Origin of the sequence: Pseudomonas bohemica, assembly GCF_002934685.1 — a bacterium.
GTDB lineage: Bacteria > Pseudomonadota > Gammaproteobacteria > Pseudomonadales > Pseudomonadaceae > Aquipseudomonas > Aquipseudomonas bohemica.
Map to the genome: position 1 here is coordinate 41,380 of NZ_NKHL01000092.1, position 20,510 is coordinate 61,889.

Annotated in this window: 16 protein-coding genes; 7 read left to right on the top strand and 9 right to left on the bottom strand. The window is 60.4% G+C overall.

The features are described from left to right. Positions 1–105: 105 nt before the first annotated feature. Entirely contained in the window at positions 106–783 is a 678-nt protein-coding gene (locus CE491_RS07105; protein WP_110947641.1) for a DJ-1/PfpI family protein, read from the top strand. Here CE491_RS07105 and CE491_RS07110 read toward each other — a convergent pair. Beyond that, positions 780–1,409 carry a TetR/AcrR family transcriptional regulator gene (locus CE491_RS07110; RefSeq protein WP_110947642.1) on the bottom strand — a complete coding sequence of 210 codons (630 nt, stop codon included), beginning with the start codon at positions 1,407–1,409 and terminating at the stop codon, positions 780–782. The genes CE491_RS07105 and CE491_RS07110 overlap by 4 nt on opposite strands. A 218-nt stretch (positions 1,410–1,627) precedes the next feature. Here CE491_RS07110 and CE491_RS07115 point away from each other — a divergent pair, with 218 nt between their 5' ends. After that, positions 1,628–2,725: an MBL fold metallo-hydrolase gene (locus CE491_RS07115; protein ID WP_110947643.1), complete on the top strand. Its 1,098-nt coding sequence runs from the start codon at positions 1,628–1,630 to the stop codon at positions 2,723–2,725. Between the two features lie 127 nt (positions 2,726–2,852). Here the strand turns inward: CE491_RS07115 and CE491_RS30200 are convergent, their stop codons facing one another. The 3 genes from CE491_RS30200 to CE491_RS07125 form a co-directional block, all read right to left on the bottom strand. Next, positions 2,853–3,017, bottom strand: a complete 165-nt coding sequence (locus CE491_RS30200; RefSeq protein ID WP_199885020.1) for a hypothetical protein — start codon at positions 3,015–3,017, stop codon at positions 2,853–2,855. A gap of 37 nt (positions 3,018–3,054) precedes the next feature. Beyond that, entirely contained in the window at positions 3,055–4,608 is a 1,554-nt protein-coding gene (locus tag CE491_RS07120; protein WP_110947644.1) for an apoptosis inducing factor family protein, read from the bottom strand. Between the two features lie 208 nt (positions 4,609–4,816). Next, the gene (locus CE491_RS07125) at positions 4,817–5,305 is read right to left on the bottom strand and encodes a GFA family protein (protein ID WP_110947645.1); all 489 of its coding nucleotides are present in this window, start codon (positions 5,303–5,305) and stop codon (positions 4,817–4,819) included. 246 nt (positions 5,306–5,551) lie between these two features. On the opposite strand from CE491_RS07125, the gene CE491_RS07130 reads away from it, so the two are divergent. Then, positions 5,552–6,796: a D-mannose isomerase gene (locus CE491_RS07130; protein WP_110947646.1), complete on the top strand. Its 1,245-nt coding sequence runs from the start codon at positions 5,552–5,554 to the stop codon at positions 6,794–6,796. A 276-nt stretch (positions 6,797–7,072) separates the two neighbouring features. On the opposite strand, the gene CE491_RS07135 is transcribed toward CE491_RS07130, so the two are convergent. After that, positions 7,073–8,170 carry an AbrB family transcriptional regulator gene (locus CE491_RS07135; protein WP_110947647.1) on the bottom strand — a complete coding sequence of 366 codons (1,098 nt, stop codon included), beginning with the start codon at positions 8,168–8,170 and terminating at the stop codon, positions 7,073–7,075. A gap of 104 nt (positions 8,171–8,274) precedes the next feature. On the opposite strand from CE491_RS07135, the gene CE491_RS07140 reads away from it, so the two are divergent. Both CE491_RS07140 and CE491_RS07145 read left to right on the top strand, forming a co-directional pair. Beyond that, complete coding sequence (locus CE491_RS07140; protein WP_110947648.1) at positions 8,275–9,177, top strand: LysR family transcriptional regulator; 903 nt, start codon at positions 8,275–8,277, stop codon at positions 9,175–9,177. Positions 9,178–9,259: 82 nt separating this feature from the next. After that, entirely contained in the window at positions 9,260–9,481 is a 222-nt protein-coding gene (locus tag CE491_RS07145; RefSeq protein WP_110947649.1) for a hypothetical protein, read from the top strand. Between the two features lie 122 nt (positions 9,482–9,603). Here the strand turns inward: CE491_RS07145 and CE491_RS07150 are convergent, their stop codons facing one another. Beyond that, positions 9,604–10,110, bottom strand: a complete 507-nt coding sequence (locus CE491_RS07150) for a nucleoside 2-deoxyribosyltransferase (protein WP_110947650.1) — start codon at positions 10,108–10,110, stop codon at positions 9,604–9,606. Positions 10,111–10,261: 151 nt separating this feature from the next. On the opposite strand from CE491_RS07150, the gene CE491_RS07155 reads away from it, so the two are divergent. Next, complete coding sequence (locus tag CE491_RS07155; RefSeq protein WP_110947651.1) at positions 10,262–11,932, top strand: VRR-NUC domain-containing protein; 1,671 nt, start codon at positions 10,262–10,264, stop codon at positions 11,930–11,932. A 134-nt stretch (positions 11,933–12,066) separates the two neighbouring features. Here the strand turns inward: CE491_RS07155 and CE491_RS07160 are convergent, their stop codons facing one another. The 3 genes from CE491_RS07160 to mfd are packed head-to-tail and all read right to left on the bottom strand — an operon-like array spanning position 12,067 to position 18,793. Beyond that, positions 12,067–14,769: a DEAD/DEAH box helicase gene (locus CE491_RS07160; RefSeq protein ID WP_110947652.1), complete on the bottom strand. Its 2,703-nt coding sequence runs from the start codon at positions 14,767–14,769 to the stop codon at positions 12,067–12,069. 13 nt (positions 14,770–14,782) lie between these two features. Beyond that, positions 14,783–15,319 carry a CsiV family protein gene (locus tag CE491_RS07165; protein ID WP_110947653.1) on the bottom strand — a complete coding sequence of 179 codons (537 nt, stop codon included), beginning with the start codon at positions 15,317–15,319 and terminating at the stop codon, positions 14,783–14,785. Between the two features lie 9 nt (positions 15,320–15,328). Beyond that, positions 15,329–18,793, bottom strand: a complete 3,465-nt coding sequence (gene mfd / locus CE491_RS07170; protein ID WP_110947654.1) for a transcription-repair coupling factor — start codon at positions 18,791–18,793, stop codon at positions 15,329–15,331. Between the two features lie 169 nt (positions 18,794–18,962). Between mfd and CE491_RS07175 the strand changes: the two genes are divergently transcribed. Continuing rightward, positions 18,963–20,426: a glyceraldehyde-3-phosphate dehydrogenase gene (locus tag CE491_RS07175; RefSeq protein ID WP_110947655.1), complete on the top strand. Its 1,464-nt coding sequence runs from the start codon at positions 18,963–18,965 to the stop codon at positions 20,424–20,426. The last annotated feature ends 84 nt before the right edge of the window (positions 20,427–20,510 follow it).

Below are 20,510 nucleotides of genomic sequence, written 5' to 3' on the forward strand. Positions count from 1 at the left end.
GGCGGAAATTGTGGGTGTAATGGCGTATCCGCCAGAGCGTATCTGGCTACAGTGAAGGCGTCCACTCACTCAGGCACGACAATCCATCCTTATAGGAGCGACCCCATGACCCTGCACATTGGCCTGCTGGTGTTTCCCGAGGTTCAACAGTTGGACCTGACCGGTCCTTACGACGTTTTTGCCAGCACGCCCGGCGTAGCCGTGCATCTGCTCTGGAAGAACCTCGATCCATTGCTGTCCAGTACCGGCCTGAGCCTGCTACCGACCAAAACCTTCGCCGATTGCCCGGACCTGGGCGTGATCTGTGTGCCGGGCGGTGTGGGCATCGACGCCTTGCTGGAAGACGCCGAGACCCTGGCCTTCATCAAGCAACAAGCCGCGAATGCGCAATACATCACCTCGGTGTGCACCGGCGCGCTGGTGTTGGGCGCGGCGGGTTTGCTGGAAGGCAAGCGCGCGACCACCCACTGGGCTTCTCATGGCCTGCTGGGGAAATTCGGCGCGATCCCGGTCCACGAGCGTGTGGTACGTGACGGCAACCTGATGACCGGCGGCGGGGTGACGGCGGGCATCGATTTCGCTCTGACGTTAATCAGCGAAATCTTCGACGCCGACAAAGCCCAGGCCATCCAGCTGCAAATCGAATACGCTCCGTCGCCACCGTTTAACGCCGGTCGTCCGGAAACGGCGCCCGCTCATGTGCTGGCGATCGCCCAGCAACGTGCGGCCCCAGGGCTTGAGGCGCGTCGGCAGATCGTCGAGCGGGTGGCAGAGAATCGTTAAACGCTTGAGGACTTGGCCGGGATTTCGTACCAGCAGAGGAACAGGTCCAGCGCCGATTCCATCACTGACGCCTGTTTTTCGGGTGTCAGCAATGGCTCGTTCAGCGTGACCTGGGGCCAGAACGCGAAGGCTTTAAGCAAGGCGTGGATTTGCGAAGCGGCAAAACCCGGTTCGACGGCCTTGAGGCGACCGTCCTGTTGCGCGCCGCGCACCCAGACGGTGAAGGTCTCTTCACGCTCGTTGAGGCGGTTGACCCAGACCTGCGCGCGTTCGGGGGAGTGGATGGTGGCGCCGATGGCGACCCGCGCCAGATCGATGAAATTGCTGTCGCCGAGGGTCTTCATCTTTGCGCTGAGCAATTCGCGCAATTGATCACGCAGAGGGATGCCCGCACGATACGAGGCGTCAGGTTGCGCGGCGGCGCGGGCCCACAGACGCTGGAGCATTTCCGAAAACAACTCTTCCTTGCTGGGGAAATGGTTGTACACCGTGCGTTTGGACACCTGCGCCCGGGCCGCGATGCGATCCATGCTGGTGACTTCGAAACCGTTGTCGCGGAATTCGGCAACGGCTGCCTGAACAATGGATTCACGTTTTCGGTCGGTCAGGCGCAGCGCAAGAGTCATGGCATCGCTTCTAAGAGGTGGGCGGGGTAGGTCAGGCTGTGGAAGAAAATTACACCGAGCAGTTTACTTCCCTTTTGGGTTCGTGCAAGCTTGAAACTACACTGTGTAGTGTAAGAGCCCGTTACAATTTCACGCTTACCTCTCTCCGCCGTATGCAACATTCTGCAATGCGTCCGCCGTTGCAGAAACCTTCACCCGTTTCATGGAGTCAGCCCGTCATGGCCTCGATCGAAAAAAACCTCGATAACGCTGCTTCGTTGCCCATCCTTTCCCGGGAGGATGGCCGCTATCGGAACCACAAGCCGATGAAGCGCTCCGGGTTTTTAAAGACGATGCGCATTTTCTGGAACGCCATGGTCAACAAGCCGCGTCACACCCGCCCGATGGGTGAGATCCCGGTTCAGCCGCTGTCTCGTCAACAGCTGCTGGCCGCACCAAACAACACGGTGTATCGCCTGGGCCACTCGACGGTGCTGCTGAAGTTGCGCGACCAATATTTCCTTACCGACCCAGTCTTTGCCGAGCGTGCCTCGCCTATTCAATGGGCCGGCCCGCAGCGCTTTCACCAGCCGCCGATCAGCCTGGCAGACCTGCCGCCGCTCAAGGCCGTAATCCTCTCGCACAACCACTACGACCACCTCGACCACATGAGCATTCAGGTGCTCAAGGACAAGACCGAGCATTTCGTCACGCCGTTGGGCGTTGGCGATACGCTGATCGAGTGGGGTGTACCTGCAGCAAAAGTGCAGCAGTTGAACTGGTGGCAGGCCACGGAAATTCACGGCATTCGTTTCGTCGCGACGCCAGCCCAGCATTTTTCCGGACGCAGCCTGCGCGACGGTAACCAGACGCTCTGGGCTTCATGGGTGATGATCGATGGTGAGCAGCGGATCTTCTTCAGCGGAGACACCGGTTTTCACGACGGCTTCAAGCTGATCGGCGAGCAATACGGGCCGTTCGACCTGACTCTCATGGAGACCGGTGCCTACAACGTCAATTGGCCGGACGTGCACATGCAGCCGGAAGAAACCCTGAGGGCGCATATCGACCTACGAGGCAAGTGGCTGCTGCCGATCCACAACGGCACCTTCGATCTGGCAATGCACGCCTGGCACGAGCCGTTCGACCGGATTCCGAGCCTGGCCTGGGATCGCAGCATCCCTATCACCACACCGGAAATGGGGCAGCCTTTCTATATCGACTATCCGAGTCGTGGTGAGGCGTGGTGGATGAAGGTGGAGACAGCCGTCGAAACCACGACCCCGCGATGCTATGGCCGTCGCTGCAATCGGCAGCCGGCTGCCAGTCGCGGATAATCCGCTCGATCAATGGCAGCACGCCTTGCCGGCGACAACGTCGTCGAGATCGCTATCGTCGACAACCCGTGCTGCTGCAGACTTCGACCTCAAACCATTGTTCTGTCAGTTGCCGACTGTACGCCGGTCAAGGCTTGTTGCGATTGCGGTCCTTGTCCTGATCCTGACCTTCTGGCGGCTCGGGATGCCGGGGCTGTTCACCTTGCTGGTTGGCCTGTTTGTGCTGGTCGCCGACTTTACCGGCATTCTCCGGCTTATGGTTCAGGTCTTCACGGCTGGATTCTTTGGGCATTGCTCATTCTCCTCTGAGGGTGATGTGGTCAGCGCTGTCAGGCGCATTCACTCATCTGCTTGATCAACATAAGGGCCTCGCCTTTGAGCAGGGGCTGCTTCATACGTTCGGCGAGCAAAGCCACTTCGCGTTCGCGCTCGCAACCTACAACGGCGGCCACTGCGCCTTGCTTGCAAATCAGCGCGAGGAACTCGAAGGTTTCCGGCTCACCCAGATAGACAATGTCGTCCCAGTCGTCGGCATGGCCCAGATAGTCCAACCGCTTGCCAAAATGAAAGGTCCAGAAATAGGGCACGTCGGTGTAGCGGCTCTCCCCGCCGAGCATGTTGCTCGCAGCGATTCGCGCGTGTTGCTGGGCCAGGCGCCAGTGCTCGATACGTTGGGGCTGGCCGTCGATGGGGAAGGTCGCGATGTCGCCCGCCGCCCAGAGATCCTTGCCTGCCTTCATGCCGGAGTCCACCGCCAGCGATCCGTCGTCCTCGAGCTGAAGGCCATCGATGAACTGCGTGGATGGCGTGACTCCGATGCCGATCAGCGCCAGATCCACCGACAGTCGCTCACCATTGCTGAGTACGACGGTCTCCAGGCACTTCCTGCCCGCATGGCCATCGCCTTCGAATCGGCTAACGTCGACGTGGGTCCGAAACAGCACGCCGTTCTGCTCATGCAACGAGCGGATCGCCTTACCGATTCGGTCACCCAGTTGGGCGGCGAACGGCACCTCGTGATGGGCGAGAATGGTCACATTGACCCCGTGTTTACGCAGCGCGGATGCAGCCTCCAGCCCAATGAAACTGTCGCCGACGATCAATGCATGTTTGCCCGGCGTGGCGGCAGCGAGGATTTTCTTCGCGTCGTCTCGGGAGCGCAGCGTCAGCACTTGCGGCAGATCGGCGCCCACCAGGGGCAGGGCGCGAGGCTCGCCGCCGGTGGTGATCAACGCAGCGTCATAGGCAAATCGGCGACCGTCGGCCAGGGTCAGGCGCTTGTTGATGACGTCCAGCTTCATCGCCTCACCCTGAATGCGCTCGATGCGGTTGTTTTCATAAAAGCCATCTTCACGTAATAACGGGATTTCGTCGGGGTGCATGTCCGCCGCCAGCACGAATTTGCTCAGGGCGGTTCGGTCATAGCCCGGTGTGGTCTCCCGATCGATCAGCAGCAAGCGCCCGTTGAAGCCCTTTTCGCGTAGGGCACAGGCAGCGGCGGTACCCGCCGCACCAGCGCCGATGACCACAAAACAGCGTTCGTCGTCGGGCAGAGTGTCCTGGTGGGCTTCCATGGCTTGATCGTCGACATGAATCTGATCCTCGACCACCTGCAGCGGATAGCGGGTGAGGGCGTTGAGCGCGGGCGGTTCGCACAGGCTACCGTCAGAGACCGCAAACTGCGCCTTATGCCACGGACAGATCAGATGACCGTTGCACACCGCGCCATCAGCCAACGGTGCGCCGGAGTGGGGGCATTGGGCCTGATAGGCGCGGACCTCGTCGCCATGGCGCACCAGAACGACCTTTTTCTCGCCAACTTCAACCTGAATCCCGCGATCTTGACGAAGATCGGCCAGGCTAGCGACTCGATGCATTGGCATATTTGGTTTCTCCCAGGCTTTCTTTTGGGAGTTGGCGGCAGATCAAGAGGTTCAGAGTATTTGATAGAGCGGTGCAACAGGTGGTTTGCAGGCTCTCGAACTCATGACGATCCTGTAGCAGTGGAGCTTGTTGACGACGGCGATTTCAAGGGCCTCACCGTCGGCAAGCCGGACTGCTACAGAGAGATTCGCTCAGGTATTGACGTCTTCAGCGAACCAGCCCCAATCGCTCATGCCACTCGGCAATCGATTCCTGCGGATACTGCTCGAACTGCTGATCTTTTTTCCCAGCCTGAACCTCCACCCACGATGCCTTGGAATCGAGCAACAGATGCGTATGCTCCGGCGGAGTCGGCAGAGGCGTATCGATTGCGGAGGCGAACGGGTGGATCAGATCCGGCCATTCCGGGCTGAACAACCACAGCGCACTGCCACATTTTTTGCAGAAATGCCGCTCGGCGCTGCTGGTGTGGACGTGCTTGTGCTCGCCGTCGCGCATCTTTGCGTGATAGATGGCGATGCTGTTCTTGCCCTTGACCTTCAGGCTTTTGGCATCGCCGCCGAGATTGATCGAATAGCCACCGCCGCCCTGGGTCTTGCGGCAGATCGAGCAGTAGCAGCGTTGATACGGGTAGGGATGAGCGCTCGTCAGGCTGAACTCCACCTCGCCACAATGGCAGGAACCTTCCAGATGCATGATTCGCCTCCTTTTCCGAAATATGGACTCTTAGCTCTAGACCGCATGCCGCCGCGAGGTTCGATGTTTTCTCGAACGGATGTTTGATTCTTCTTGACCGTAGCTGCTTGAACATGGCTGCTTGAACGTAGGCGCTTAAAGGTTTCACCTCATTCACTTGCCTGCACCCGGTCCTGGCTTGCATGATTCTCCCCGACTAACAATTCCTGGCGGGCTGAACCTGCCGAGCAGATAGGTGACAAGGCAATGGATGATGTGAATCGCGATTTCAGCAGCTGGTTGCGCTCCCCTGGACACAAGGCCTGGCTGGCGCAGGAGGGCAATCGCCTGCTGGCGTTCGCCAAGGCGTCGAAGCTGCCTGAGGGTTTCGGCAATCTGGACGATCACGGGCGGCTGCCGGCAGATGCGGTCGCCGAGACCATGAATACCGCGCGCATGACCCACAGCTTCGCCCTGGCCCATATCAACGGCATCCCCGGTTACGCCGAACTGGTCGATCATGGCGTCGCCGCGCTGGCCGGGCCGCTGCGTGATCCCGAGCACGGCGGCTGGTTCGCCAAACCTGCGGAAGCGGGTGGCGATACCGGCAAGGCCGCTTATCTGCACGCCTTCGTCGCGCTGGCCGCCAGTTCCGCCGTTGTCGCTCAGCGACCCGGCGCCAAGGCTCTAATGGACCAGGCGATTCAGGTCATCAGCCAGCATTTCTGGAGCGAAGATGAAGGGGCCATGCGCGAATCTTTCTCCCGCGACTGGCGCGATGAAGAGAGCTATCGTGGCGCCAACAGCAACATGCACAGCACCGAAGCCTTCCTCGCGCTGGCCGATGTCACCGGCGATGCACGCTGGCTGGATCGTGCGCTGAGCATCGTCGAGCGGGTAATTCATGAACATGCCGCCGCCAACAATCATCAGGTGATCGAGCACTTTACCCTGCAGTGGCAACCGATCCCTGAATACAACGCCGACAAGCCTGACGACGGTTTCCGACCTTATGGCACTACCCCCGGCCACGCCTTCGAGTGGGCGCGGCTGGTGCTGCATCTGGAAGCGGCGCGGCAGAAAGCCCAGCTGCAAACGCCGGCGTGGCTGGTGGAAGACGCACGGCTGCTGTTCGAAAACGCCTGTCATTACGGATGGGACGTCGATGGCGCGCCAGGCATCGTCTACACACTGGACTGGCAGAATCGCCCGGTGGTTCGCCATCGCCTGCACTGGACCCATGCCGAAGCGGCGGCAGCCTCGGCAGCCTTGTTGCAACGTACCGGTGAGCAGCAGTATGAAATCTGGTATCGCACGTTCTGGGAATTCAACGAGACCCTGTTCATCGACCGCGAACACGGCAGCTGGCGGCATGAGTTGAACCCACAGAATCAGCCCAGCGCTGACATCTGGCCGGGCAAGCCGGATCTGTATCACGCCTACCAGGCTACGCTGCTGCCGGTGCTGCCCCTGGCGCAAAGCCTGGCGACCGCACTGGCGCGTCTGCAGTGAAGGGCGCATACGCATCGACGGCCGCTTGCGTGCCATCGGCTGTGAGAAGCTTAGCGCGTTGATCGGCGACCGGCCCCGCATCGGCACCAATGCTGTGCTCGCGCCGCGGGCATTGCTGGGTAAGGCATCGCCGACCATGTGCGGCTGATGCCGAACCTGTGGGAGCTTCTGGAGCTACGCGACGGTGGCGAATGCGTTGGATCAGGCGCAGATATATATGGAAGGCCTTTTGAATCCGCTGCCTTCTTAACCTCCGGCTTCACCTGCAGCAATTGATCACGCCAATCGCTCTGTCACCCGAATCACCTGCCGGGCGATGTAGGCGCCTGTGAGGATCACGCCGAACAGGCGCAGGGTCTGCATCGCCAGCACGAAGCCGACATCCGAGTGGGTGTCGATGGCAATGATCGCCATGGCGTCGAGACCGCCGGGGCTGGTGGCCAGGTACACCGAAAGGAAATCCTTGCCCATCATTTCGGCAATCACCCAGGCGGAAATCGCACACAGCAGAATCAGCAGCAGTGAGCCGGCAATCATTGCGGGAAGGCGTCGCCACACGTAGCTGATGGTGACCCTGTCAAAGCGCAGGCCGATATAACTGCCGATGGCGCCATAGGCGATCGCCAGCAGCCAGGTCGGCATGGTGATTTGCAGCACGCCGCTCAGTTGCAGGGCGCCACCGAGCAGCAACGGCACCAGCAAGGCCCCGGCAGGCAAACGCGCGCCGAGGGTGACGCCGACGACGATCACCAGCAGGCTCAGACCCAGATTGAGCAGATTGACCCCTTGCAGCAGCGCGTCGGTGCTATGCGCGTCGGTACCGCCAGCATCCGCGCCAATCAAGCGGCTGACCAGCGCGCCAACCATCACTACGCAGACCACGCGCACATATTGCATGGTCGCCACGACGCGCGAGTCGGCGCCGTAATCCTCGGACATCGCCACCATCGCCGAAGCCGCACCGGGCGAAGTGCCCCAGGCGGCGGTACTGCCCTGAATACCGCCCCAGCGCGCCAGCCCCACACCCACCACCGCGCTCAGTGCGACGGTGAGCAGGGTGGCGAATACCATCACATGCCATAAATGAAGCGCGGTGATCAGCACCCCCATGGTCATCGAATGGGCGACCAGCACCCCGACCATGCCTTGACCTAGCTGGAAGGCATTCTTGGGCATGCGGATCGATGCGCCGGATACGCCAAAAACAATGGCAACCAACATGGGGCCGAGAAACAGCGCGGCGGGAACGTTGAAATAGCGGAACAGTTGACCGGCGCTACCGGCGAGCAAAATCAGCAACAGCCATTGCACCAACGGGTGCAGGGTTTCAAGGGAAAACGAGGCGGGGCGCAACAACGAGGATCTCCAGAGCATGGGCTTTTTCCTGATGGAATTTCGTCCAATGGCAGGAATTATCGACAGCCGAATCGATCAAGTCTATTTTCTAATAATCATGAATCGATAACTTTGGTTGATATATGGACCTGCGTGACCTCACCTATTTCGAAACCATCGCCGAACTCGGTCACTTGGGTCGTGCGGCGGAAAAACTCAACCGCAGCCAACCAGCACTGACCAAGAGCATTCAACGGCTGGAAGAGTCGTTCGGCACCAAGCTGTTTCAACGCGACGGACGCCGGATCAAGCTGACTCCCGTGGGCGAACTGTTACAGGCCAGGGGCAAGATGTTGCAACAGAGCATCGCCCAGACTCAGCGTGAAGTGCGCGATTTTGCCAGTGGTGCAGTGGGCGAGATCCGCCTGGGATGCGCGGCGACCATGGCCGAATACCTGCTGCCGGAGCTGACCAACGCCCTGCTTAAACGCTCGCCGGATATCGTCCTGAAACTGGTGATCGGTCAGGACGACATGTTGCGCGAGCAGTTGCGTTCTGGGCATCTGGATATGATCATTTGTTCCCAGCGCAGCGTTGAGGATGAGTTCACCGCGCACCCTATTCTGACTGATGAGGCGGTGGTCATCGCCAGTCGCAACCACCCGATCTTCAAAGCGCCGTTTCAGATGAGCGATCTGTGCACCTACCGCTGGGTATTGCCGCCGCCGGGAGTGTCATCGCGGATCTGGGTCGACGAAGCCTTCGCCCGTCATAACCTGCCGTTGCCGGAGGTGCAGATCGAAGCCAACTCCATTTCCCTGCTGCCCCGGCTGATCGCCCAGACCAGCCTGTTGAGCTTCATCGCCCGCGAAACCCTGGAATATGGCAAGAACATGCAATATCTGCGTGAGGTGCCCCTGGAAAATACCACCATGGCGCGGACCATCTGCGTCATCCTGCGCCGCGAGGGTTACCTTTCACCGGCTGCCCACGCCATGGCGCAGATGCTGCGCGACGACGGCGGATCGTTTTTCAGCTGGGTGTGATCCCGCCGCGATCAGGAGTAGCCTTGCTCTTCAGTGACAGAAGGAATGGACACAACCGAGTAAACAGTTGGAGAAACCAGTTATGCATGCACAGCGGCAAGATGGCGCCTCGCGCAACCTGATCCCGTACCTCGTCAGCGACAGCGACGAAGACCCGCATTTCGGCGGCGACCAGTCGCCCCTCAACGATGCCGACGCCGACGAAGACAGCGACCCGGAGGCTGACCTCGATCTGGGAGAGCTGCGGCTGGACGAGTTTGAGGATTCGGACAAGCTGGATATCGGGTCGTCGACGTTGGGCTGAAGTATTCACACCGATGGTCCTGTGGGAGTGAGCTTGCTCACGAATGCCGATGTACACCCGCTGAAGACATTCGGCCTATTCGTGAACAAGCTCACTCCCACAGTGTTTGGCAAACGCCTCCCTTACAGGCAAGCCAGATACCGCGCCAACGCCTCAACTCCACCCTCGGCCGTCTCGCTGCTCCCGGCCCAAGTGCAGGCCAGCATCAGATTGCGCGGCAACTGGAAATCCTCAACCTCAAACCCCTGCGCATCAAACCCTTGCGCGTCGTGCCCGATCTGCTCGCGCAACGTTCCGCCACTCTCGAAATACGCCCACACCGGCTTGCCCAGCGCGACCGCCATGCCCACTTCAAAGGCTGTCCCGGAGTCAGGTTCCAAGCCGCGAAACGGGTTCAGGTTGGCGAGCACGGCATCGCAGCACTTGATCATCGCGATATTGGCATTGCAGATCAGCGCAGCGGTTTTGGCTGGGGGCAGGCCCTGGGCAACCTCGTTATCGAATGGATACAAGCCCTCCAATCCATGGACTTTGCACAGTGCTTTCAGATAGCGCCCATGCTCGACAGCATCGGCGCGAAATACATCGAAGCCGGCCAGATAGACGCGCGGTTTGCAGGAAGAAGGCATCACGAGCCCCATGAACCAAGTGTGAGGCGATTGTAGCGCCCACGACGCGCGCCGTTGATCAGCCCGTTCGCGTTTGTTGGCAAAAAGGGGCTGGAATCTGTACGGATAAACAGTATCCTGACGCCTTTCCGTCAGCCGTAACGTGACCGCCGTGAGCACTTCCCCCCTCCACAATCCGTTCTATTACCTGGAGAACTTTCGTCAGGTACTGAGCTGGATCGGCCAGCGTTACGACGATCTGCTCGACGACGAAGAACGCTGCTTCATTGAGCAATTCGCCCTGTTGCCACAGGCCGCGCAGGCCTTGCTGGTGCGGATGGTCATGCGCAAGGGCGTGCTGTTCCGGGCCAGCAAACTGGCTTATGCCGAAATCGGCGATGTCCGACAGGCCGCTCTGCCGTTGCTCGAGCGTGGCTGGGTCGACGGCCAGCCGCATCTGGACCTTCAGGCACTGTTTACCCTCTTGCGCAAGGACGAACTGAGCCTGTGCTTCAAGGCCCACGGGGTGAAAAGCGCAGAGAAGAAAGCCGATCTGCTGGAACGCCTGCTGCCACTTCATGAACACATCCAGCCGCTGGATCGGTGGTTTGCCGGTTTCGATGAGGTGGTCTTCGCGCTACAGGTCATGCCCTTGTGTGATCGATTACGATTGTTGTACTTCGGCAATCTGTATCAGGAATGGTCGGAGTTCGTTCTGGCGGATCTGGGCATCTATCGCTACGAAAAGGTCGAGTTTTCCGTCGAGTCCCGAGGCATCAGTCAGCGTGAAGACATCGACATTTGCCTGCATCTGCACAGTTGTCGTCAGGCGTTGGATGAGGGTCCGAGTGAGAGCGAACAACTGAGCGAACTGGTGACACAGGCGTTGGCTATTCAGACGACCAACCCGTGGTTGTCCATGCGCCGCGCCAAGCTACTGTTCCAGATCGGCCAGCAGGCTGAACGCCAGCAAGCGTGGCCGTTGGCGCTAAGTGTTTACGCGCAGTCCAGCTACCCCGGCGCGCGAGTGCGCAGGATCCGTGTGTTGGAACGCAGCGAGCGATACCTTGAGGCAATGACGCTTTTGCAGCAAGCCCAGACCTCGCCGGAAAACGATGAGGAAACCCAGCACCTGCTGCGAATCGGGCCACGACTGCAGCGAAAATTGGGGCAGGGGGCTGTTCGCAAGAGAACGACGCGGGCGGTGACAAGACTGGATCTGAGGGTGATTCCGCTACCGGACTACAGCGTCGAGCAATTGATTCAGCTGCACCTGTCCGAGGAGGGCAGCGAGGTGCATTACGTCGAGAACGCGCTGATCAATTCGTTGTTCGGTCTGCTCTGCTGGCCAGCGGTGTTCGCGCCGCTGCCGGGGGCGTTTTTCCATCCGTTCCACAGCGCGCCCAGCGATCTCTACAGCCCCGATTTCTATCAGCGGCGGGCGGCGTTGTTCGATGAGTGTCTGGCGCAACTGGACGACGAGCGCTATCTGGCGGTCATTCGCAACAACTATCTGAACAAGTTCGGTCTGCAATCGCCGTTCGTATTCTGGGGCGCCCTCACGCCGCAGTTGCTGGAACAGGCGCTGCACTGCTTGCCTGCGCAACACCTGAAACGCTGGTTCCGCCGCCTGCTGCAAGACATAAAAGCCAACCGCACTGGCATGCCCGACCTGATCCAGTTCTACCCCGAGCAGCGCAGCTACCGGATGATCGAAGTGAAAGGTCCCGGAGACCGTCTACAGGACAACCAGTTGCGATGGCTGGATTTCTGCGCCGAGCATGAGATGCCAGTGGTGGTGTGTTATGTGCAGTGGGCTGAGAATGCGGTGTTGGAGGGCTGAACCGGAAGTAGCATCAAGTCTGATTCTGTGGAAGCGAGCTTGCTCGCGAAGCCTTTGGTACCTGCGACCCACTTCACAGCCCATACCTTCGCATTCGCGAGCATGCTCGCTCCTACAATGGATCTACCTGGTCGCTAGCGCTTCACCTTTTTCGGCGGCAACGGCAGTGGGGCGAACAGGGCTTCGATGTCGTCATCCTGCAGCCTCCAGTCCCCAGCCGTGCGGCCATCCAGCACACCGGACGCCAACGCCGACTTCTCCTGCTGCAGGTGCTGGATTTTCTCCTCCACCGTGCCCCGGGCGATCATCTTGTAGACGAACACCGGCTTCTCCTGGCCGATGCGATAAGCGCGGTCGGTGGCCTGGTTTTCCGCCGCCGGGTTCCACCACGGATCGTAATGAATCACCGTATCAGCGGCGGTCAGGTTCAACCCCGTACCTCCGGCCTTGAGACTGATCAGGAAGATCGAGCGCTTGCCGCTCTGGAAATCCTGCACCGGCGTGCGGCGGTCCTTGGTGCGGCCGGTCAGCAAGGCGTATTCGATGCCGCGCTGGGCCAGTTCGATCTCGATCAGTTCGAGCATCGAGGTGAACTGCGAGAACAGCAGAATCTTGCGATTTTCCGCCAGCAGTTCTTCGAGCATGTCCATCAGGCTTTGCAGCTTGGCCGAACTCGACTGACGGGTGCCGCTCGGCGCACCGTTGACCAGGCGCAAGTCGCAACAGACCTGACGCAACTTGAGCAAGGCTTCGAGAATGATGATCTGGCTGCGCGCCACGCCTTTGCGGGTGATCTCGTCGCGGACTTTCTTGTCCATCGCCAGGCGCATGGTCTCGTAGACATCCCGCTGGGCATCGTTGAGTTCGACCCAATGCACGATCTCGGTCTTGGGTGGCAGCTCGGTGGCGACCTGCTCCTTGGTGCGGCGCAGCAGAAACGGCTTGATCCGCGCATTCAGATGCTGCAAACGCGCCTCGTCACCGAGCTTCTCGATGGGCGTGCGGTAGTTGCTGCTGAACTGCTTGGCATCGCCCAGCCAGCCTGGCATCAGGAAATGAAACAGCGACCACAGCTCGCCCAGGTGGTTTTCCAGCGGAGTGCCACTCAGGCACAGGCGCTGACGGGCATTGAGCTGGCGCGCCGCCTGAGCCGCCTTGCTATTGGGGTTCTTGATGTACTGCGCTTCATCGAGCACCAGTACATGCAGCAGTTGTTTGCTCAGCAGTTCGACGTCACGGGGCAGAAGCGCGTAGGTCGTCAGGATCACGTCGTAATCCTGCAGGCTTTCGTATTCCTGATGCCGATTGGCGCCGTACAGCGCCAGCACATTGAGCTGCGGCGTGAAATGTTTGGCCTCGTCCATCCAGTTAGGGATCAGGCTGGTGGGCATCACCACCAACGCCGGATGATCGAGACGTCCGGCCTGTTTTTCCATCAACAGATGGGCAAGGGTCTGCAGGGTCTTGCCCAGGCCCATGTCATCGGCCAGCACGCCGCCGACTTCCAGTTCACGCAGGGCCTGCATCCAGCTCAGACCGTCAAGTTGATACGGCCGCAGTTTGGCGTTCAGGCCCTTGGGCACCTTGACCCTGGCGTTCTTGATATTCACCAGTCGCTCGGAGAACTGCCTAAGCCGGTCGCCGCCTTGCCACACCAGCGGCATGTCGTCGAGCTGCTTGAGGCGCGCGGCATCGGCGGTGTTAAGACGAATGGCATCGTTGCCGTCTTCGCGCCAGTAAAAATCGCCGAGGGTCGCCAACACGGTTTTCAGTCGGCCATACGGAAGCGCTACCTGAATCGGCCCGCCGCCGCGCTGGGTGAAATGATTGAGCTGCACCAGCAACTGTTCGTCATCGCGGCGTTTGGCAATGCCGGCCAGGGTCATCAATTCCGGGTGGGTGCGCAGCAGGTTGATCAGGATCGGCAACAGGCTCAGGCGCTCGCCGTTGACGATGATGCCCAGTTCCAGATCGAACCAGTCACGCTCAGGTTCTTCCTCGACTACCGCATACCAGTCGTCCACCGGTGTCACGTCGAAGCCGAAATCGTCGTTCATCTCGACCTGCCAGCCCTGTTCACGCAGCTTGGGCAGTTCGTCGAGCATGAAACTCAGCCAGGCCTTGTCGGTGGGCAGTTCGAACATTTCCCCGGCGCTGTCAGGCAAAGCCTTGCTCTGACGGGTGGCGATGCGAAAACCGATTTCCTGCAACTGTTTGCGATATTGCCCTTCGCGGTCGAGATGACGGCGCAGGCGCAGGGTTTCATCGCTCAGGTGACGCACGATGTCGCTGGACCGGCCGGGGCTGGGCATGCCCGAGGCATAGAACTCGTCGTAGCGAAACGCCAATGCGGCACGATGCTGAATATGCCGCTGCATCTTGCCGTTGCGCGGCTCATAGGCGCTGAATTCGAAGCTGGCCAGGATCAGGCGAGGTTGAGGCTCGACGTCGGCAATGACCCGTTCGGGCAATGCCGGTTTTTCGGCCTTGGGCATTCGAGTAATGGTTTGCTGATCCACCGACGCCAGAATGCCGGATATGTTCTCCGGGTCGTGCAGGAAGAACAGCGCCGCCGCACAGTGCTTGCAATTGTTTCTGACCGGGCAGGTACAGGTGCCGACGACGAAATGGCGGGTGCGGTCGGAGTCTTTGAATTGCAGGGTCTGGGTGTAGATTTCCAGGCCCGATCCACGGCAGACAGTACGAACCAGATCGGGGCTTACGTGCTGGAGCATGACGCGTTTCTGCCGGGCGTAGTCGAGCCCGCGCTCCACACTCTGCGCCTTGAACAACGGTTCCCATGGCAGGGCCAGGGCTTTTTCCAATAGGGATGACACGTCTTGCCCTACGTCAACGCGGTGCTTGAAGAGGAGAAACCTTGATCAACAAGGCCAGGCTGCCATTGTCCATGTAGGTCAATTCGCCGTTCCTGACCCGGGTCGCCTGACGCATGCGTTCACTGGTAACCAGCACACCATGATCGTCGAGCTGATTGACCCAGAAATTGGCGTCGATGTCCGTGAAGCGCGCCAGGCCCAGGCTCACCGTGCCCTCGATGGGGTAGTGACCGAATTGCTCCTGGCCGCTGCTGATGGCCACCTTGCTCGGCGTGGCGCTCAAATCCTGTTGCCAGGCACGATGCAGCAACACCTTGTAGCCATCGCTTGCTTCGAGTTTGCCCACCAGATTATCCAGCGCCGTCGGGGTCTGATTGTCGGCCCCCAACTTCTGCGCGCCAGCGTCCCAGTCTTCCGGCGACGCCTGATTGGTGGCTGCCGGCTCACCGTTCTGACGGAACAGAATCAGCTCCACCTGATAGGTGCCATCGGCGAAGGCTAAAGGGGCGATCAGCACCAGCAGCAGGGTGAGCGAGCGAAGCACACGCATGGACAATCCTTAAGCCGATTTTGTGGAGGGCAGCGGGGTCAGGCGCTCGAACAGCGCTTCGATCGTAGTGAAACGCTCCTCGGGACGCTCCATCGGCACCATGAATTTGAACTGCGTGGCGCCTTCGAATTTGTAACGCTTGGGCTGCCCCTGAATCAGCTTGATCAGCGTCAACGGGTCTACCGGCGTATCGGCAGCGAATTCGATTCGCCCACCCTGTGGCCCGGCATCCACCTTCTTGATGCCCAATTGCTCGGCCTTGAGCTTGAGCGAGGTCATGCGCACCAGGTTCTTGGTGGGTTCCGGCAGCAGGCCGAAGCGGTCGATCATCTCTACTTGCAGGTCCTTGAGACCTTCCTCGTCGGCGGCGTTGGCGATGCGTTTATACAGAATCAGCCGCGCGTGCACGTCCGGCAGGTAGTCTTCCGGGATCAGCCCCGGCACCCGCAGGTTGACCTCTGGTCCGCCGCCCAGCGGCTGATCCAGATTCGGCTGCTCGCCCTTACGGATCGACTTCACCGCGCGTTCGAGCATTTCCATATACAGGGTGAAACCCACGGCCTGTATCTGCCCGCTCTGGCCTTCGCCCAGCAGCTCGCCGGCACCACGGATTTCCAGGTCGTTGGTCGCCAGCACGAAGCCAGCACCCAAATCCTGGGTGTTGGCGATGGCTTCCAGCCGTTTTTCGGCATCCGGCGTGATCTGCTTGCGTGGCGGCGTCAACAGGTAGGCATAGGCCTGGTGGTGACTGCGCCCGACCCGACCGCGCAACTGGTGCAGCTGGGCCAGACCGAACTTGTCGGCGCGCTCGATGATGATGGTGTTGGCGCTCGGCACGTCGATGCCGGTCTCGATGATGGTCGAGGCGATCAGCACGTTGAAACGCTTGTGGTAGAAGTCGCTCATCACCTGTTCGAGATCGCGTTCGTGCATCTGCCCGTGGCCGATGCCGATCCGCGCTTCCGGTACCAGTTCGGCCAGGTCGGCGGCGCATTTCTCGATGGTCTTCACATCGTTGTGCAGGTAGTACACCTGACCACCGCGCAACAGCTCACGCAGCAACGCCTCTTTCACGGTCGGCTTGTTCTGCTCCATGACGAAGGTGCGTACCGACAGCCGGCGCGCAGGCGGGGTGGCGATGATCGACAGGTCGCGCATGCCGGCTACGGCCATGTTCAGGGTGCGCGGAATCGGCGTCGCGGTCAGGGTCAGGATGTCGACTTCGCTGCGCAGGGCCTTGAGCTGTTCTTTCTGACGAACACCAAAACGGTGCTCTTCGTCGATGATCACCAGCCCCAGGTTCTTGATCTTGACGTCGTCCTGCAGCAGCTTGTGGGTGCCGATGACGATGTCAATCTTGCCCTCGGCCAGATCCGCCACGGCGGCGTTGATCTCCTTGGTCGACTTGAAGCGGCTCATCACTTCGACCGTTACCGGCCAGTCGGCGAAGCGGTCGCGGAAGCTGTTGTAGTGCTGCTGGGCGAGCAGGGTGGTCGGCACCAGAATCGCCACTTGTCTGCCGCCATGCACGGCAATGAATGCCGCGCGCATGGCCACCTCAGTCTTGCCGAACCCCACATCCCCGCACACCAGGCGGTCCATTGGCTTGGGCGCGAGCATGTCGGCGCGCACCGCTTCGATGGTGGTCTGCTGGTCCGGAGTTTCCTCGAACGGGAAGCCGGCGCTGAAGGTCTCGTAATCCAGCTTGGGGTCGGCGAAGGCGTAACCTTCGCGGGCCGCGCGGCGGGCATAGATGTCGAGCAGTTCCGCAGCCACGTCGCGCACCTGTTCGGCGGCCTTGCGCTTGGCTTTCTGCCAGGCTTCGGAACCCAGGCGATGCAGCGGCGCCAGTTCGTCGTCACTGCCGGTGTAGCGCGCGATCAGATGCAGGTTGGCGACCGGGACATACAGCTTGGCGTCCTCGGCGTAGGCCAGCATCAGGAATTCGGCGACCTGATTTTCCACTTCCAGTGTCGCCAGCCCCAGATAGCGACCCACGCCATGATCGATATGCACCACCGGCGCGCCTTCACGCAGCTCGGCGAGGTTCTTGATCACCGCATCGCTGGAGTGGCCGTCCATGCGCTTTTCGCGACGACGGCGCTGCATCACTCGCTGACCGAACAGCGGGCTTTCGGCGACCAGCGCCAGCGCCGGTTGCTCCAGCACCAGGCCTTCGTCCAGCGGCGCGATGGTGATTGCCAGGCGCTCTTTGCTGTCGACGAATTCCTGCCAGCTGTCGAGGGTTTTCGGGCGCAGCTTCAGACGTTCGAGCAGCTCCAGCAGCACTTCGCGGCGGCCGGCGGATTCGGCGGTAAACAGCACCCGACCGGGGAACTCGTCGAGGAAGCTCGAGAGCGCCGCCAGCGGCTGACTGGCCTTGGCTTCGATGGCCAGATCCGGCAGCGGCTGGGCTGGGAAGCGCTCGCGGCCGATGCCGGTATCGACGTCGTCCTGACTGGTGACCACCCGCGGCCAGGTCTTCAGGCGGGCGAAGCAGTCTTCCACCGGCAGGAACAGCTCGGCAGGGGGAAGCAATGGTCGATCAGGATCGACGCGGCGTTCTTCATAACGATTGCGTACGTCCTTCCAGAAGGTTTGCGCCGCCGCTTCGATCCCCGGCAGCGAGAACACTTGGGTGTCCTGGGGCAGGTAGTCGAACAGGGTGGAGGTTTCTTCGAAGAACAGCGGGATGTAGTACTCGATGCCGGCGGGGGTAATGCCGCTGTTCAGGTCCTGGAAGATCGGGCTGCGGCGGAAGTCGACATCGAAGCGCTCGCGGAAACGCGCCTTGAAACGGGTGACCGCTTCTTTCTGCAGCGGGAACTCCTTGGCCGGCAGCAGGCGTACCGAATCGACCTTGTCGATGGAGCGTTGGGTTTCCGGCTCGAAGGTGCGCAGGGTTTCGATTTCATCGTCGAACAGATCGATGCGGTAGGGCAGTTTGCTGCCCATCGGGAACAGATCGATCAGCGCGCCGCGAACCGTGAATTCGCCGTGCTCGTAGACCGTGTCGACGTAGCGATAGCCGCTGGCTTCGAGCCGCGTTCGCATCGCCTCGACATCGAGCTTCTGACCGACGTCGAGCACCAGGCTGCTGCCAAGCAGGAATTTGGTCGGCGCCAGACGATGCAAGGCCGTGGTGATCGGCACCACCAGCACGCCATGTTCCAGCTCCGGGAGCCTATAAAGGCTGGCGATGCGCTGGGAAATGATGTCCTGGTGAGGCGAGAACAGGTCGTAGGGCAGGGTTTCCCAGTCGGGGAAATGCAGCACCGGGAGGTTTGGGGCGAAAAACTTCAGTTCCTGCTCCATCCGCTCGGCGCTCTGGCTGTCGGCGGTCAAAAGCAGGGTGAAGCGTTTCGCGGCGCTTGCAGCCTCGGCAACGGCCAGACTTTGAGCGGCACCGGGCAGGTTGCCCCAATGTTGTTTGCCTGCGGCAGCAGGAAGAATCGGTAGGCGCAGAACGGGCACGGAAGATAGAGCTCCAGGCGTTGCGGCAAAGCCGGGGATTGTAACTAAATCGGGAATCCGCTGTCAGTTTTGTGCTCGCCGAATTATGTAGTGCCCGGAAGGTTCAAAAGTCCGGATTGCTCATAAACAAAGGCTTGGGCATAATGTAGTCCCTTTTTTCAGCCCCTACATGTGGAAGGTTCCCGTGACTCAGAAGCCCGACCAGTGTCTTGGTGAATGGATCGATCGTGAAGCGCTCGCCGAGGCGATGATCCCGCTTATCGGTCAGCTCTACCGCAATAACAACGTGGTGAGTTCGATCTATGGCCGCACCCTGATCAACCGTTCAGTGATCGCGATTCTCAAAGCGCACCGCTTTGCGCGTCATCGTCAAGCCGACGCAACCGAGTTGTCCGTACACGAAACTTTCCCGCTCATCAAAGCGATGAGCGAGCTCAAACTGGGTGCCGCTTCGGTGGACCTGGGCAAGCTGGCCGTCAAATACAAAACCGAAGCCAATGGCCGCACTGCCGAGCAGTTCGTTCGTGAGGAAATGGCCGAAATCGTTGGTCAGCAGAATTCGGGCGCCCGTAAAGGTACCGACGTCGTGCTGTACGGTTTCGGCCGTATCGGTCGTCTGCTGGCGCGCATCCTGATCGAGAAAACCGGTGGCGGCGACGGTCTGCGTCTGCGCGCCATCGTCGTGCGCAAAGGCGCCGAGAACGATCTGGTCAAGCGCGCTAGCCTGCTGCGTCGTGATTCGGTTCACGGCCCGTTCGACGGTACCATCACCATCGACGAAGCCAATAACACCATCAGCGCCAACGGCAACCTGATTCAGGTGATCTACGCCAAGAGCCCGACCGAGGTGGATTACACTCAGTACGGTATCAAGGACGCGTTGCTGGTCGACAACACCGGCGTATGGCGCGACGCCGACGGCCTGGGCCAGCACCTGCAATGCCCTGGCATCGATCGCGTGGTGCTGACCGCACCGGGCAAAGGCAAGCTGAAGAACATCGTGCACGGCATCAACCATCAGCAGATCACCGCTGACGACAAGATCATCTCCGCGGCGTCCTGCACCACCAACGCCATCGTTCCGGTGCTCAAGGCCATCAACGACAAGTACGGCATCGTCAATGGTCACGTCGAAACGGTTCACTCGTACACCAACGACCAGAACCTGATCGACAACTTCCACAAAGGCGATCGTCGTGGCCGCAGCGCCGCGCTGAACATGGTCATCACCGAAACCGGCGCAGCGACTGCGGCTGCCAAGGCGCTGCCTGAGCTGGCCGGCAAGCTGACCGGCAACGCGATTCGTGTGCCGACGCCGAACGTGTCGATGGCGATCCTCAACCTGAACCTCGACTGCGCCACCACGCGCGAAGAAGTGAACGAATACCTGCGCCACACCGCGCTGTATTCGGACCTGCACAAGCAGATTGACTTCGTGAACTCCCAGGAAGTGGTATCCACCGACTTCGTTGGCTCGCGTCACGCCGGTGTGGTCGATGCCGAAGCGACCATCGTCAACGACAACCGCGTCGTGCTGTACGTCTGGTACGACAACGAGTTTGGTTACAGCTGCCAGGTGGTACGTGTGATGGAAGACATGGCTGGGATCAACCCGCCAGCATTCCCGAAATAACGAGAGCTGCGAGCTGCAAGTTACGAGCTGTAAGCTGAAGCAAAAGCGCCACGACCGGCCCAGCGGGTTGTGGCGTTTTTGTTC